Raw genomic sequence first — 15,701 nt, forward strand, 5'->3', positions numbered from 1 at the left:
TAGGTTGTAAATATATGAAAAAAGTGATTTTATATAATCTCTTTTTTAGATAACTTCAAGTTGATGTATCGTTAAACAACTTTTTTTAAAAGTCGAATTTATAAGTAATGCCACCTAAAACTTGAAAACCTTGTACTGTAAAATTGGCAAAACGTTGGTAGTCTGTATTTAAAATATTGTTTAATCGTATAAATGTGGAAAATTTATCATTAAAATGATAACCACCATTAATATTTACATCTAAAAATGCATCTAAAGTCTGAATTGCATTTACATTGGATGGAAAAATACCAGCATATAAAACATCTTTACGTTCGCCTACATAAAAAATGTTTGTTGTGGCATACCATTTTGTGTTTTTATATTTTGCCGTAAATTCTCCTTGAATAGCGGGTAAGTTCCAAGCTTCAGTTTGTGTTGCTAAAGTAAAATTATCGAACTGAAAATTGGTAGAAAGCGTTATTCTTTTGGTTAAATCGTATTCTAATTCTGCGAGAAAAGAAGTTGTTTTCACATCATCATAAAGCAAAGAAAATGAGTTACCATATTCATAACCTTTTAAAGCAACACCATTAAGGCTATTATTTACTCCACTAGATTTTGAATTGTTTCTAACAAACAACGCTTTGTCTTCTTCCTCTTTAAAACTTGCTGAAATGTTAAACGTAAAATCATTATTAACCACACCATTAAAACCTAAAAAAGCATTGTATTTTTCTGCAGTTTGTGTAATAAATTGAGTGGGAGAAATAAACTGATTATCTTCTGTAAAATTCTTATAAGTATTGGTGTGAAAATCACCAAAAACACCAGCGTAAATAGTTAATTTTTCTTTGATGATAGCTTGTTGCAATTTAACATCTGGATACACTAAAAAGTGATTTGTGCTATTTTCATCATCAAAAGAAGCAAACAACTTTGCACCAATTTGCAAATTAAATCCACCAAAGGTATCTTGATATTTTGGGTGTATTTTAGCCGTGAAAATAGAATAGTTCAATTCATTTTCATTGGCGTAATTTGTTGCAAAATTACCTCCTAAATATTCTAAACCTGTCTGCACTTCTAAATTATTTAAACGTCTGCTGATAAAATCAATAGGGAAATCAAAATTGGTGTTTAAGTTAATTAAGAATTCACTACTGCTATAATCATCTGTGAAATAAGAAAGAGAAAGTGTACTTTTATCTAAGTAAGCATCTAAAAAATCAATTTCACCTGTAGCATTAAAATAGCTGTATTTTTGGTTTTCGTCTATGTTATCAATAATATTTGGAGCAAAAGTGTTTTCTTGCAAACCATACCAATTATAACTGTTCTGTTCAGTATTTAAAGAAACTTTCCAATCGAAATAACGTTCTTCTCTTTTGTAAAAGAGGGTGGCTAAAAAATTAGAAAAATCACTGTCTAATAAAGTGTTATTGATATTGTTTTGGGAAATTTGATATCTTGATGAAATACCGTATTCGCTTTGAAAACGCGTATAATTATGTATGTAAAGTTCTGCTAATGTAGATTTATAATTGCCAAATCCAAGTGCTGCATAATTATCATAAATACGCTCTTTTACACCCACATCAATACCTTTTACAACACCACTTTTTGGGATAAATGTAGATGCAACTGGTGCTGAAAAAATACTGTAAGTTAATTTTTTCTTTTTGTTTTTATCAGATAGTTTTATGGTTGGATTTCTCTTGATTTTATTAGCATCTGCAATTTCGGGATTGTAGGTTGTAATAACTTCTACAACCTCTGTTTTAACTGTGTCTTTTGCAGTTAAAGGCTTTGTTTCTTGAGCAATACTGCTTAAAAAACCAAAGAAAATTAAAAATATAAGAACACTTTTTTTCATTAATTTTTATTTTGAGGGCTTACAGAATTATTAGTTTTAGCTTCGTTGGCTTTAATGGTATTCAGCTCAATTTGCGCTTCTTTTACAATATCATTAAACTGTGTAAAGTTTTTAATAATATTTTCTAAAATAAAAGTGGCTTGATATGCATCTTGTAAACTATAATAATTCTTTGCCATAATTACATAACTTTTTACACCCCAATATTTGTAGGTAGAATAGTTTGCAATTAATTCTTGAACTACTTTTGTAGATGCTTCATACTCTTTATTTATGTTTTTAAAATACGCACTATAATACAGTGCCTCAGCTTTTAGCTCTCCTTTAGCTTCTTCTTCAACTTCAGCATAATATGATTCAGCTACATCTAATTCATTGTTTTTAAAAGAAGCTCTAGCCATGGTTTTTTTAGCATCTAAACGTAAATTTTCATCTAATTTATCTTTGGCTAAAATCTTTTTAGCATAAGTAATAGATGCATCATAGTTTTCTGTTGTTGTATATGCTTTCATTAAATTGCTTTGTGCAAAAAGTATGTTTTCACTAGCATATGCCTCTTTTTCTAATTGTTGTAATAAAGGTATGGCAGCCACAACATCTTTGTTTTGTAAATAAATTTGACCCAATTTAGCCAAAGCATCTTCACTAAATTCACTTTGCCCAGCTTGTAAAACCACTTGATATTTTTCTATGGCTTGTGTAAATAGTTTTTCTTTGAACAAAATATCTGCCAAATAATAGTTTGCTTTTAAACTGTTTTTTCCATTAGGGAAACTTCGTAAATATTTTTTTAAACTGAGTATCGTACTATTGTTTTTGCCTTCAAAATATTTGCGTTGTGCAATTGCAAAAGACGAATTTTCTAGTTCGCTGTCAGAAACATCTACAAATTGTAACGTTTTTGTCCAAGTTACATAAGCATCTAAATTATCTTCATCAATATAAATATTTTTTGCGTTTCTAACCGCTTCTAAAGCATCAGGAGAATTAGGGAATTTACGCACTGTTAGTTTAAATTTTTCTAAAGCTTTTGCATTTTTATTTTCGTTATAATATAACAATCCTTGACGTACTAAAGCTCTTGGTAAAAAAACACTTCTTTGATGTTTACTTAATAAACGATCGTAAGCTTCATGGGCTTTTTTATTGTTTTTAATTTTAGTGTAGGTATTTGCCAATTGATATAAAGCATCATCTTTTAAGTTTGAATTTTCATAATCATTAATCACTTTGGTTAAAGCTTTAATTTTAGCATCACTCTCATTTCTAAAACCATAACTCATACCCAATTGATATTGTGCATAATCAGCTTCAGCACCTGCGTTCTTAATAACGATTTTATAATTTTTTATAGCTTCTTTATAATTTCTAGTAGCAAAATAACTATCAGCTAAACGAACATAAACATCATTTTTTATATCATTTTCAATATTGCGATTCTGTAAGAAGCTTAAAAAGGTTTGTATTGCTTTTTCGTAGTTTTTTAACTTAAAATGAGTGTAACCAATATTGTATGGCAACAAAGGAAAATCATTATAATTATTTGTTGGTAAAGTATTGTTTAGATTGATGAATTTGGATAAAGCTTGATCGTAATTTTCTAATCGATATAAAGTTTCTGCTTCCCAGTATTTTCCTTTTTGTACAATTGCGTTATCAATAGCAAATTGAGAAGTAACAAAATAAGAAAGTGATTTCGAGAATTTTTGTTCGTTAAATAACTGCATACCTCTATACAAAGAAACCTCAAAAGTTAAAGCCGAGTTTTCTGGAGATTTTTTCTTTTTCAAGTAGTTTAAAGCGCCCTGATAATCTTGCTGATGTATAAAAGAAGAAACCACTAACTCATTTATTTCGTTATAAGCATTAGAGTTTGGATAGTTTTTTAAATAATTTTGGAGCACATCAGAAACACTTTCAAAAGGATTGCCTTCTTCATAACTCAATTTGGCATAATTTAAGGCAGCATCTTCTTTAATTTCAGTATTAAAAGACATTTCACTAGCAGTTTTAAATGCATTTAAAGCTTCACTTTTTTTATCAATATTTAAGTAACATTCTGCTAAGTGATAATAAGCGTTTTGCGAAACCGCATTTTTTTGACTGATGATTTTATTAAAGTAGCTAATGGCATTTTCAAAATCGTTTTGTTTAAAATAAGCATACCCTAATTGATAGTAATCTGTATTGTTCCATTTTTTTCGTTTGCCTTGATAAGCTTTTAAAAAAGGAATCGCTTCTTCATATTTTTTCAGGTTAAAGTAACTCTCACCAATAATTTTAGAAATTTCGGAAATATCTTTTTTCTTGGCAGTTTTTAGTAATTCTTGCCCAACATTTACACAACGCTCAAATTGACCAGATTTAAAACTAATGTCTAATAAATAATACGAAATTTCTGCTTTGTAAGATTTGTTGTCTGCAATTTCTTTTAGTGTAGAGGTTGCAATGCCATAATCTTCTTGTTTGTACGATATATAACCATAATAATATCTGGCATCATTTCCATATTTAGCATCATTAATTAAAGGTAAAAATTTGTTTTTGGCTAAATCTAATCGTTTTGCCACCAAAAAAGCATAGCCCATTTTAAAATTGAGCTCTTTTCTGTTTTCTTCAGATATTAAGTCAGTATTTACTTTTTGATACCATTTTAAAGCATATGCTGCCTTTTTATTTGCAAAATAATAATTACCAACGTTGTAAAAAGCTTTATTTTTTTTATTACTGGTTGGGTTTTCTTCAACAAAAGTCAATACTTTTTCATCGGCATTGGTTTGGTTTAATTTTACAGCACACATGGCATCATAATAAGAAGCATCTGCTTTTAAGCTAGAATTCTGTACTGCTTCTTTTTTTACTTTTTCAAAAGTTTTTTGTGCAGCTTTGTAGGCTTTATTTTGATATAATTTTAGAGCATTATTAAAGTCCGATGTTGTACTAACATCAACAATTGATTGCTGTGCAAAAACAGGATAGCCAAATAATGTAAAAGTAAATATTAAAATAAGTTTTCTGTACAACCGAAATTTCATATCATAGTATTTGTTGTATTCTAATAAACGAATATTTTTTGAATTTGTTGGATGAAACAGCAAAAAAATATTAAAATAATTATTATTAAATCTAAGAATAATTGAAATTTTAGATGTTAAAATCGCCAGAAACTAATAAGTTTGTAAAAACGACTATTTTTATGGAAAAACCAGTTTTAAATTTAGAAAGTGCAGCTATTTATCAGAGAGATAATTTGGTATTATCAACCGTTAATTTAACGATTCATAAAGGTGATTTTTATTATTTAATTGGTAAAACAGGTAGTGGTAAAAGTAGTTTGATGAAAACCTTGTATGGCGATTTAAAATTGCAAAGTGGAACAGGGAATATTGTTGGTTTTGATTTAAAAAAACTAAAAGAAAAAGAGATTCCGTTTTTAAGAAGAAAAATAGGAATCGTTTTTCAAGATTTTAAATTATTAAATGACAGAACTATTTTTGGAAACTTAGAATTTGTATTAAGAGCAACAGGTTGGAAAAATAAAGAAGAAATAAAAACCAAAATAAACGAGGTATTAGAAAAAGTTGGCATGCAATCTCAACATTATAAAAAAACTTTTGAGCTTTCTGGAGGTGAGCAACAAAGAGTGGCAATTGCAAGGGCTTTGTTAAACGATCCTGAGTTAATTTTAGCAGATGAACCAACAGGTAATTTAGATCCAAAAACTTCTTTAGAGGTAATGGAATTGTTAAATGATATTCATAAAAGTGGAAAAACTATTTTAATGGCAACCCATGATTATCAGTTAATCGTAAAGTTTAAACATAAAACTTTAAAAGTAGAAGCTGGTGAGTTATACGAAGTGAATTAATTAGTTTTGGTTAAAAATTATTTGTACCAATTGCTTTGCAGATTTTTCTGGAGAAAATTGTTTTAGTATTTCTACTCTCTTCTCAATTTCTGATTTTTCAAAATCCTTACAATAAAGTGTAGCGGTTTTTCGCAGAATTTCTTCTTTAGTGTTTGCAATTTCACAAACATCTTCTAAACCAGTATCTTCAATTAAAGGTGTGTTTGCAATGATAAATTTACCTTTGTGTAGTGTGTTGAGTAGTTTTAGTTTAATACCCGTTTTTTGGAAAGAAAATAAAGTGTTAATATGCGCTTTTTTTAATAAAACATCCAATTCTTTTTGGGTTTCGAATTCCGCTAATTCAATATTTTTATGTTTATTAATTTCAGTTATTACAGGAGAAACTTTTAAAGAAGTGGCAACAACAAATTTAAACGTTGTGTTTTTGTAAACATCAATTAAAAATAAGCATGCTTTAATATTATCAGCTACTCTTAAATCTCCATGAAATAAAATATAATCTCCTTTTTTTGAGTGATTTGTAATTGTTTTGGTATCATGAAAAGCGGGGATATAATGCGTTTTATTAGTAAATTTTTTAGAGAAATAATCTTGTTCAAACAGAGAGATGGTAAACAAACCAGACGCTTTTTTTAAATTATCTTCATATTGTTTTTGCTTTATTGCCTCTACATAATGCATCAATTTTAGAAAATAATTTTTTTCACTTTTCGCTAAACCTAAAAAATACTTGTCTTCTATATTATGAGTTCTTACATAGCTGTTTTTAAGATTAAATTTATAAAGGGAATAAGTGGTATTTAAACCCTCAAATAATATAGGAGCCTCTGTTTTTAATAAATTATTGTTTAAAGATTTGCTTTTTCTGCTGATTACTCTAAAAGGTAAATTAGAAAATAAAGAAGTAAAACTGTTTCTTCTTGGGTAATAAAATATTTCCTTACAATACTTCTTTAATGGATCTTGTTTTTTTTTACCATTATACACAAAAGTGTGCAAGTAAATTTCTACATCTAATTTATAAAGTTCTTTTATTTTGTAAAATACATCTATGATACCACCATAGTTTGGGGGGTAAGGAATATCAAAAGAAACAATGTGTAATTTCTTATTCATTTAATTTAATAACGCTGTATTTAAAAAGTGTAACGTAAAAAAAGCAAATTTTATATACCATTAGTTTAAATTTTTAAAAATATGGACTAGTTTCTCATCCTCCCAAATACACTCTTTTTTTGCTTTTTTAAGTTGATTAGAAAAATCTTTTTCTAACAATTGTTTAATTTGATTTGCCATGCTTTCTGGTGTTCTGCTTTTTACAATTTCTCCAACTCCATATTTTAGAACTATTTTTTTCATTTCAGGCAAATCAGAGATTAATATAGGAACCTCTGCATGAATGTAATCATATATTTTGTTGGGCAAAGCAAACCTATAGTTTAAGCCTAAATCTTCTTCTAAACTAATACCTAAATCTGCATGAGGTGTTATTTTTTGTAGCTCTAAAGGGGCAAGTTTGCCTAAAAATTTTACGTTTTTACAGTTTAGTTTTTTTACTAGTGCTTTTAGCTCACAATCAATATCTCCTTTACCAGCAATTACAAATGTAAAATCGGGTAAAAATTGCATTGTTTTTATCATTAAAGCTAAGCCTCTACCCAAATTAATGGCACCTTGATACAAAATGATTTTTTTTTGATTGTGATGAAAAGGTAAAACCCCTTTTTCAACACTTTTTGAGTAAGGGTAGTTTTTAATTACTTTAAAATTTGCGTTGTATTTTTTATTATAAAAATCGGCAATACTTTTGCAAACGGTATAACTGTTTTTAAGTTTGGGTAAAATTAAGTTTTCTAAGGTAATCCAAGTTTTTTTTACAAATGGTTTGTGTAAAAGTTCTGGAACTTCTGGAAAAAGTTCATGACTATCATAAACTAATTTTTTGTGCTGTAATTTGCTTACTAAATAATTGGGTAAAAGGGTGTCTAAATCATTAGACAATAAAATATTTTTTTTAGTGAAAAGTAAGAAAAAGAACAAACGAAAATTATATTCAGCGTAAAATAAGAAGCCTTTATTAAAAAAAAGTGAAATTCTTTTTGTTGGATAATTTCTTTGTATTGGTAAACTGTCTTTCAACTTTCTACCCACTAATAAAATATCAAAACCATTATTAAAAAGGGTGTTACAAACTTTGGCTACTCTTTGATCTGTAGTTAAATCATTGGTAACAGAAACAATAACTTTTTTCAAAAAAAATATTTTTTGCAATATATAAACTTAAATTAATTATACGATACATTGGTTTATTTTTTATGAAACATAGGGTATAATAATTTAAGAAGCACTGTTAGAAAAATATTTAAAAAAGCAATTCCAGAAAAACCACATCAATATAAAAATAAAAAACCCACTCCTCAATGAGAAGTGGGAAATTGCTATGAAAAAGAATGATAAGTGAAAACTTATCACGTTAATTAAGACGTATTTTTTTACAAAAACTTGCACAGAAAACTATCTTTAACAAAACTTTATGATTTAGGTGTTAAAAAATAAGACTAAACACAGTGCCTTCTCCTTCTTTACTGTTTACCAAAATTCTACCTTTATGTAATAACATTATTTGTTTACAAAGACTTAGCCCAATGCCACTTCCAGCAGATTTACTAGTAAAAAACGGAACAAAAATATTCTCCATGATTTCTTTCGGAATTCCTGAGCCATTATCAAATACTTTAATGATGGTATCTCTATTTTGATTTTGTGATGCTTGTATTCTAATTTTAGGATTTTTCATATTCATACAAGCATCTTTTGCATTTAAAATTAAGTTAATGAGCACTTGTTCAATTAAATGAGTATCAATTTCTAAAGCTAATCTTTTAGAAGCTACAGAAAAAGAGATGTGAATATTTTTAGCTTGCATTGAAGGAGCCATTAATAATTCTATATTTTTAAATAAATCGTTTACGTTAATTTTTGTGAGGTTAAGGTGCGTTACTTTACTTAAACTTCGATACGTTTTTGCAAATTTCAACAAACCTTGACTCCGATTTTTTATAGTTTTTAAACCATCATTTAAATCTTCGGGTTCTATTGTGTAATCTTCTGGTTGATTTATATTCAACGCAATAGATCTTTGCAAGGTATCAGCTAAAGAAGAAATTGGTGCAATAGAATTCATAATTTCATGGGTCATTACACTTAGTAATTTTTTCCAAGCTTCAGATTCGTTTTTGTTAAGCGTATTGTCAATATTTTGTAAAACAATCAATTTAAAAGAGTTATCATCAATAGTGAAAATAGTATCAGAAATTAAGACTTTAATACGCTCGTTTTGTAAGGCGAGTGATATGGAATTTGGTACTCTATTGTAAGTTTCAAAAATAGTGTTGTATAATTCTTGTTTCCTTTTTTCTACAAAACTTATATTTTTAAAAGCGGGAAAATCTATAATTTCTTTGAAAGAATTGTTCATCCAAAGCACATCTCCAGATTCTAAATTATAGGCGATAATTCCAATATCTACCATTTCTAAAATCTTTTGAAGATAGATATATTGTGCCTCATTTTTTTTGTTGATTTCTTTAATGGTTCTATTTACTTCATTAAAACCTGTGTACAAAAAACGAATATCTTTTGGGCCTCTATCTTCTGGAAACCATCTTGAAAAATCACGGTATTTTACGGCTTGAAAAAAATCATCAATTGCAGCAAAACGTCTTTTAATAAAGTTATACAAATTAATTATAGAAAATAAAATCCCAAAACTTACCAAAACTAAGTAGGTTGTTTTGTATTCGAGAATGGTGTAAATAAGTCCTAAAACAAGTGCTACAAGAATAAAAATTCTGAAGAAAAGTTTAAGGATGTAGCCTTTATAGTTCATATTTTTCTAATCTTCTGTATAATGCAGCTCTTGTAATTCCCAATTCTTTAGCAGATTTAGAAATGTTTCCTTTATGCTTTTCTAATACTGTTAAAATCGCATTTTTTTCTAAATCGTCTAAATTTAAAGTTTGTGGATTGGTTTTTTGAGTAGGTCTTTCTATGGATGAAAAAACTAAATCTTCTGATTTTAATTGATTTCCATCTGCCATAATAATTGCTCTTTCTAATACATATTGCAATTCTCTTACATTACCTGGAAAGTCGTGTTTTTTTAGTTTTTTTAGAAAATCAGGGTTGATTTCAAAAGGACCTTTGTTGTATTTTTCTTCATAAATAGTTACAAAATGTTTGGTTAATAGATTGAAATCTGTATTTCTATCTCTTAAAGGCGGTACAGTAATATCAACCGTATTTATTCTGTAAATTAAATCTTTTCGAAATCTTTTTTCATCAGCTAAAACAGATGGATTTTCATTGGTAGCACAAATTAAACGAATATCAATATCAATGGGCTTATTAGAGCCTAAAGGAGTTACTTGCCTGTTTTGTAAAATTGTTAACAAACGAACTTGCTGACCTAAAGAAATATTGCCAATTTCATCTAAAAAAAGCGTACCTCCATTTGCCGTTTCAAAACGTCCTTTTCTATCTTCATTTGCGCCTGTAAAAGCTCCTTTTTTATACCCAAACAGTTCACTTTCAAAAAGTGTAGCTGTTAAAGAACCAACATCAACTTTTACAAAAGGTTTGTTTTTTCTATTAGAATTTTCATGCAATGCTCTTGCAATTAAATCTTTTCCTGTTCCGTTTTCACCTAAAATCAACACATTGGCATCAGTTGGTGCAACTTTATTAATTTTTAAAAAAACATCTTGCATTACATCACTTTCACCAATAATTGATAAACTATTTGCAGAAAAATGATTTTTTGAGGTTTCTTTCTTTTTTTCTGATTTTAAAATAGAAATAATTGTATTGATGATTTTTTCATTCTTCCAAGGTTTTATCAAAAAGTCAGATGCACCTTCTTTTAAACCTCTTACAGCCAAATCAATATCAGCATAAGCAGTCATTAAAATTACAGCAATATTTGGGTTAAATTTTTTGATTTTATTCAACCAAAAAATCCCTTCATTTCCTGTATTCACCAAACCATTAAAGTTCATATCTAAAATAATTAAATCGAACTTTTTACTTTCAATTTGTAGGTTGATGTTATTTGGATTTTTCTCAACAACAATTTCATTAACCAATGGTTTTAGCAATAACCTGATTGCTGTTAACACATCAACATCGTCATCAATTACTAAGATTTTTGCTTTTTTCAAAACCATAATTACAATATTACAATATTCTATTCAAGATTTAAAAATGATAAACTAAAAATTTCAAGGTATATATTTATGTATCAAAACCGAACAGAAAGTGTATCAAAACCGAACACTTTAAAATTCGAAAATTAACATAAGTTATTGATATTCAGTTTATTTTGTTTTTGGCATCATCTTTACTAACTATAACTTGAATTAAAATTATAATAATGGATATACAAATTGAAAAAAAGAAGTTTTCAAAATCAAAAATTATCACTTTTGGTGGAATTACAATGCTGTTATTCTTAATTATATATGTGATTTACGCTACTTCTGGAGGTTCAAAATTAGCTGTAAATAAAGAACGAATTTCTATTAGTACTATTAAAAACGGAGTGTTTCAAGAAAATATTCCAGTTAGTGGAATTGTTTTACCAATTACTACTATTTATTTGGATGCTATTGAAGGAGGTAGAGTTGAAGAGAAATTTGTAGAAGATGGAGCCCTAATGAAAAAAGGGGAACCAATTTTACGATTATCCAATACGGATTTAGAACTGAGTTTAATCAACCAAGAAACTTCTGTTTATAATTTATTAACGCAAATGCAAATTTCTCAAAATGCAGCTAGACAAAATACAATCAACAGGTTAAATCAATTTACAGATGTAGAAAATAGTTTAATTGAAGCGAAACGTTTGTATGATTTAAATACCAAACTGTATGAAAAAGGAGCAATAGGAAGACAAGATTATGAATCTTCGGTAAACAATTACAACTACCAAAAACAACGAATGAAGTTGACAAAAGAAGTTTTACAACAAGATTCAATTTCTAGTAAACAAGAAATAGAACAAGCTAAAAATTCCTATAAGAGAACACAAAGTGCCTTAAAATTAATGCGTAAAAAAGTAGAGGATTTAATAGTTAGAGCTCCAATTGATGGGCAATTAACTTCCTTAGATGCAGAAATTGGGCAATCTAAAAATAAAGGAGAAAGATTAGGACAAATTGATGTCATAACAGCTTTTAAAGTTAGAGTTGATATTGATCAACATTACATTTCTAGAATTTATACAGGTCAAAAAGGAACATTCAAGTTGAATAATAAAGAATACACTTTGGTGATTAAAAAGATTTATACCCAAGTTTTAAACGGACGTTTTCAGGTTGATATGGTTTTTGATAATGAAGTTCCAAAAGGAATTAGAAGAGGACAAAACTTACAAATCCAAGTAGCATTAAGTGCAGAAAAACAGGCACTTTTAGTTGATAAAGGAGGTTTTTTCTTAAAAACTGGTGGAAATTGGATTTTTAAATTGACTGAAGATGAAAGTGAGGCTTACAAAGTAGATATTCAATTAGGAAGTCAGAATACTAAATATTACGAAGTAATAAGTGGTTTAAAAGAAGGTGATAAAGTAATTACCTCTAGCTACGATTCTTTTAACGAAATAGCGCAAATAATTATAAAGTAGTTAGACTATAAACGAGAGGAAATAGAATAAAGAAAACAGATAAAAGTGGTAAGAATTAATACCAAAAGATTAAAAAATAATTTACAGTTAAAAACCTAAAGCCAATAGCTAATAGCTAAAGGCATAAAGCCAAAAAAAATGATACAAATTAAAGATTTAGAGAAATATTATAAAACAGAAGAAGTGCAAACAATTGCTTTAAACAAATTGTCTTTCGAGGTGAAAAAAGGAGAGTTTGTAGCAATTATGGGACCATCAGGATGTGGAAAATCCACTTTATTAAACATCTTGGGTTTATTAGACAATCCTGATGGTGGAAGTTTTTTATTTAATGGAGAAGAAATATCTGGTTATAACGAAAGAAAACGTGCACAATTGAGAAAACATAACATCGGTTTTGTGTTTCAAAGTTTTAATTTAATTGATGAATTAACCGTTTTTGAAAATGTAGAATTGCCTTTAATTTATACAGGTGTAAAATCATCAGAAAGAAAAAAACGGGTAGAAGAAGTGTTAGAAAAAATGCAAATTATGCATAGGCGTAATCATTTTCCGCAACAATTATCTGGTGGTCAGCAGCAAAGAGTTGCAGTGGCTAGAGCTGTTGTAAATAATCCAAAATTAATTTTAGCAGATGAGCCAACAGGAAATTTAGATAGTACTAATGGTAATGAAGTAATGGATTTGTTAATCGATTTAAACGAAGCTGGTACAACTATAATAATGGTTACGCATAGTGAACACGATGCAAAATACAGCCATAGAATTATTAGAATGTTGGATGGACAAAAAGTAACTGAAAATATATTGATTTAGTCATACCCACCTATTAAGAGCCAAAGAAATGTTTAAAAATTATTTTAAAATAGCGTTAAGAAATATTGCAAAACATAAAGTGTTTTCTTTTATCAATGTTATTGGGTTAACCATTGGTTTAAGTGCCTCGTTTATTATTGGTTTAATGGTGTATTATGATTATACTTTTGATAATTTTCATAAAGATGGAGATCGAATTTATAGGGTGGTCTCTAATTTTACAAGTCCAGAAGGTAAATTTTACAATTCTGGAGTAACATTAGCTTTAGAAGATGCTATTAGAGATAATTCTAATTTTGAATCCGTAAGTGGGTTTTATGTTGAAAGACCCTCTAAAGTAGAAAATGTTGCCTTAAATATTGAAAAAAAATGGCCTAAATTCGTTGTTTATACAGATGAGGATTATTTTGATATTTTTCAATATAAATTTTTAGCTGGTGATAAAACATTGGCTTTAAAAAATCCTAATTGTGTAATTTTAACAACGCAAAGAGCTGCAGAGTATTTTCCCAAATTATCACCTCAAAAAATTATTGGTAAAACTTTACTCTATAACGATTCTGTAAATGTTAAAGTAACCGGAATTGTAGCCAACTTAAAAGGTAGAACAGATTTTGTGTTTCAAGAGTTTCTATCTACACCTACCGCTTTAAATACACGTCTCAGAGAAGAATTTTTAAGTAAGAACTGGAACTCAACCAACTCTAGCTCACAGCTTTTTGTAAAGGTGAGTAAGGCAGGTAATTTTAAAAGTATACAACAACGTTTTGAAGCCATAGCAACAGAACACATAGATGATTATTCTAAAAAATACAATCAAAAAAGAGAATTTATCTTACAGCCTTTAAATGATATTCATTTTAACAACGATTATGGAATTTATAATTGGGAAAAAGAACAAGCCAGTAAAGATTTACTTCAAAATTTGGTTTTGGTAGCTGTATTCTTATTAGTGCTAGGTTGTATTAATTTCATCAATTTAAACACAGCAATAGCATCACAGAGAGCAAGAGAAATTGGGGTTCGTAAAACATTAGGTAGCTCTAGAGCCCAGATTATTAGTCAGTTTATGGGAGAAACGTTTGTCTTGGTATTGATAGCCACAATACTTTCTTTGTTAGTATCAAATGTATTGTTGAATGTTTTTTCAGATTTTATTGCATCAGATATAAGTTTAGAGCTTTTAAAGTCTCCTATAATGATTATTTCTATTTTAATTTTATTGGTATTGGTTACTTTTTTATCTGGCTATTATCCTGCATTATCACTATCAAAATTTAACACTGTAACTGTTTTAAAAAACACAGTAAATGTTGGTAAAGACAAAGTAAAATTTAGAAAATTCTTAACCATATTTCAATTTACCATTGCTCAGGTTTTTATAATTGCTACACTGTTAGTGAGTAAGCAAATCAATTTTATGCTTGAAAAAGATATGGGCTTTAAAACCAACGCAATTGTATCGATTTATAGCCCAAGAAGTGAAATTCAATTAGAAAAGAAACAGCTTTTAGCCCAAAAAATAAAAGAAATTCCAGCAGTAGAAAAAGTAAGTATAGGTGGTTATCCACCAGCATCAAGATCAACAAATATTGCCACAACTACGTATAATGATGGTGTTCAAAATGTTCAAACTGATTTACAAATGATTGCAGGAGATACAAGTTATGCAAGTGTTTTTGAGCTGAAATTATTAGCAGGTAGAAAGCGTTTAAATGATACTATAAAAGAATTAATTATCAATGAAACAGCAAGAAAAACTTATGGCTTTGCAACACCAAATGATGCCATAGGTAAAATGGTTGAAATTAGTGGTGATAAAATACCAATAGTAGGTGTTATGAATGATTTTAATCAACGTTCGTTAAAATCAGGGATTCGTCCAATGGCATTGTCTGGAGATTGGTACAGACAATTTTACAGTAGGTTTCAAGCAATTCATGTTGCGTTCAAAGAAATTGAATCGTCAAATTTAAATGCTGTTATGGATAAAATACAGTCCGCTTATGGAACAGTGTATACCGAAATTGAAGATTATAGAGCCGATTTTATTGATGAAACTATTACTAACTTTTATAAAAGAGAACAAAAAATATCTAAATTATTAAATTGGGCAACAGGCTTATCTATTCTCATTAGCTTTTTAGGTTTGTTTGGCCTTGTTATTTATACCACAAATAGGCGTGTAAAAGAAATTGGTATTCGTAAAGTTTTAGGAGCTTCTTTATTTGAAATAAATACACTGTTGTGCAAAGAATTTTTAGTTTTAGTGGGTATTGCATTTGTTATAGCTGCCCCAATTGCTTGGTATGGTACGTATAATTGGCTGCAAGATTTTGCTTACAAAACCCAGATAAGTTTTTGGGTGTTTCTACTGAGTGGTTTTGCAATGATTTTGTTTGCTTTAATAGTAATAAGCATAAAAACAATACAAGCAGCAACAGCAAACCCTGTTCATTCACTACGATCTGAATAAA

Annotated in this window: 10 protein-coding genes; 4 read left to right on the top strand and 6 right to left on the bottom strand. The window is 28.5% G+C overall.

Annotated elements, in window-relative coordinates; all coding sequences use genetic code 11:
• Positions 1–85: 85 nt before the first annotated feature.
• Both ACTG3V_RS01630 and ACTG3V_RS01635 read right to left on the bottom strand, forming a co-directional pair.
• Positions 86–1,855, bottom strand: a complete 1,770-nt coding sequence (locus tag ACTG3V_RS01630; RefSeq protein WP_439130379.1) for a hypothetical protein — start codon at positions 1,853–1,855, stop codon at positions 86–88.
• On the bottom strand, positions 1,855–4,890 hold the full coding sequence (locus ACTG3V_RS01635) for a tetratricopeptide repeat protein (RefSeq protein WP_439130380.1): 3,036 nt from the start codon (positions 4,888–4,890) through the stop codon (positions 1,855–1,857). The genes ACTG3V_RS01630 and ACTG3V_RS01635 overlap by 1 nt, the downstream gene beginning before the upstream one ends.
• Positions 4,891–5,051: 161 nt before the next feature.
• Here ACTG3V_RS01635 and ACTG3V_RS01640 point away from each other — a divergent pair, with 161 nt between their 5' ends.
• Positions 5,052–5,723: a cell division ATP-binding protein FtsE gene (locus tag ACTG3V_RS01640; RefSeq protein ID WP_439130381.1), complete on the top strand. Its 672-nt coding sequence runs from the start codon at positions 5,052–5,054 to the stop codon at positions 5,721–5,723.
• Here the strand turns inward: ACTG3V_RS01640 and ACTG3V_RS01645 are convergent, their stop codons facing one another.
• The 4 genes from ACTG3V_RS01645 to ACTG3V_RS01660 form a co-directional block, all read right to left on the bottom strand.
• A complete protein-coding gene (locus ACTG3V_RS01645) occupies positions 5,724–6,842 on the bottom strand; it encodes a hypothetical protein (protein WP_439130382.1) in 1,119 nt (372 codons plus the stop codon).
• Positions 6,843–6,902: 60 nt separating this feature from the next.
• Entirely contained in the window at positions 6,903–7,979 is a 1,077-nt protein-coding gene (locus ACTG3V_RS01650) for a glycosyltransferase (RefSeq protein ID WP_439130383.1), read from the bottom strand.
• A 292-nt stretch (positions 7,980–8,271) separates the two neighbouring features.
• Entirely contained in the window at positions 8,272–9,615 is a 1,344-nt protein-coding gene (locus ACTG3V_RS01655; RefSeq protein ID WP_439130384.1) for a sensor histidine kinase, read from the bottom strand.
• The gene (locus tag ACTG3V_RS01660) at positions 9,605–10,951 is read right to left on the bottom strand and encodes a sigma-54-dependent transcriptional regulator (protein WP_439130385.1); all 1,347 of its coding nucleotides are present in this window, start codon (positions 10,949–10,951) and stop codon (positions 9,605–9,607) included. Before ACTG3V_RS01660 ends, ACTG3V_RS01655 begins: the two co-directional genes overlap by 11 nt.
• Positions 10,952–11,157: 206 nt before the next feature.
• On the opposite strand from ACTG3V_RS01660, the gene ACTG3V_RS01665 reads away from it, so the two are divergent.
• From ACTG3V_RS01665 to ACTG3V_RS01675, 3 genes are all read left to right on the top strand, one after another.
• A complete protein-coding gene (locus ACTG3V_RS01665; RefSeq protein WP_439130386.1) occupies positions 11,158–12,408 on the top strand; it encodes an efflux RND transporter periplasmic adaptor subunit in 1,251 nt (416 codons plus the stop codon).
• Positions 12,409–12,546: 138 nt separating this feature from the next.
• Positions 12,547–13,224: an ABC transporter ATP-binding protein gene (locus tag ACTG3V_RS01670; protein ID WP_439130387.1), complete on the top strand. Its 678-nt coding sequence runs from the start codon at positions 12,547–12,549 to the stop codon at positions 13,222–13,224.
• Positions 13,225–13,252: 28 nt separating this feature from the next.
• Positions 13,253–15,700 carry an ABC transporter permease gene (locus tag ACTG3V_RS01675; protein WP_439130388.1) on the top strand — a complete coding sequence of 816 codons (2,448 nt, stop codon included), beginning with the start codon at positions 13,253–13,255 and terminating at the stop codon, positions 15,698–15,700.
• Position 15,701 lies beyond the last annotated feature (1 nt).

The organism is Polaribacter sp. (assembly GCF_965660385.1).
Classification (GTDB): Bacteria; Bacteroidota; Bacteroidia; order Flavobacteriales; family Flavobacteriaceae; genus Polaribacter.

Excerpts from the sequence above, each read along its gene's own strand:
- ACTG3V_RS01640 (WP_439130381.1), top strand. The coding sequence starts at position 5,052 with ATGGAAAAACCAGTTTTAAATTTAGAAAGTGCAGCTATTTATCAGAGA.
- ACTG3V_RS01635 (WP_439130380.1), bottom strand. The coding sequence starts at position 4,890 with ATGAAATTTCGGTTGTACAGAAAACTTATTTTAATATTTACTTTTACA.
- ACTG3V_RS01645 (WP_439130382.1), bottom strand. The coding sequence starts at position 6,842 with ATGAATAAGAAATTACACATTGTTTCTTTTGATATTCCTTACCCCCCA.
- ACTG3V_RS01630 (WP_439130379.1), bottom strand. The coding sequence starts at position 1,855 with ATGAAAAAAAGTGTTCTTATATTTTTAATTTTCTTTGGTTTTTTAAGC.
- ACTG3V_RS01655 (WP_439130384.1), bottom strand. The coding sequence starts at position 9,615 with ATGAACTATAAAGGCTACATCCTTAAACTTTTCTTCAGAATTTTTATT.
- ACTG3V_RS01660 (WP_439130385.1), bottom strand. The coding sequence starts at position 10,951 with ATGGTTTTGAAAAAAGCAAAAATCTTAGTAATTGATGACGATGTTGAT.
- ACTG3V_RS01675 (WP_439130388.1), top strand. The coding sequence starts at position 13,253 with ATGTTTAAAAATTATTTTAAAATAGCGTTAAGAAATATTGCAAAACAT.
- ACTG3V_RS01670 (WP_439130387.1), top strand. The coding sequence starts at position 12,547 with ATGATACAAATTAAAGATTTAGAGAAATATTATAAAACAGAAGAAGTG.
- ACTG3V_RS01665 (WP_439130386.1), top strand. The coding sequence starts at position 11,158 with ATGGATATACAAATTGAAAAAAAGAAGTTTTCAAAATCAAAAATTATC.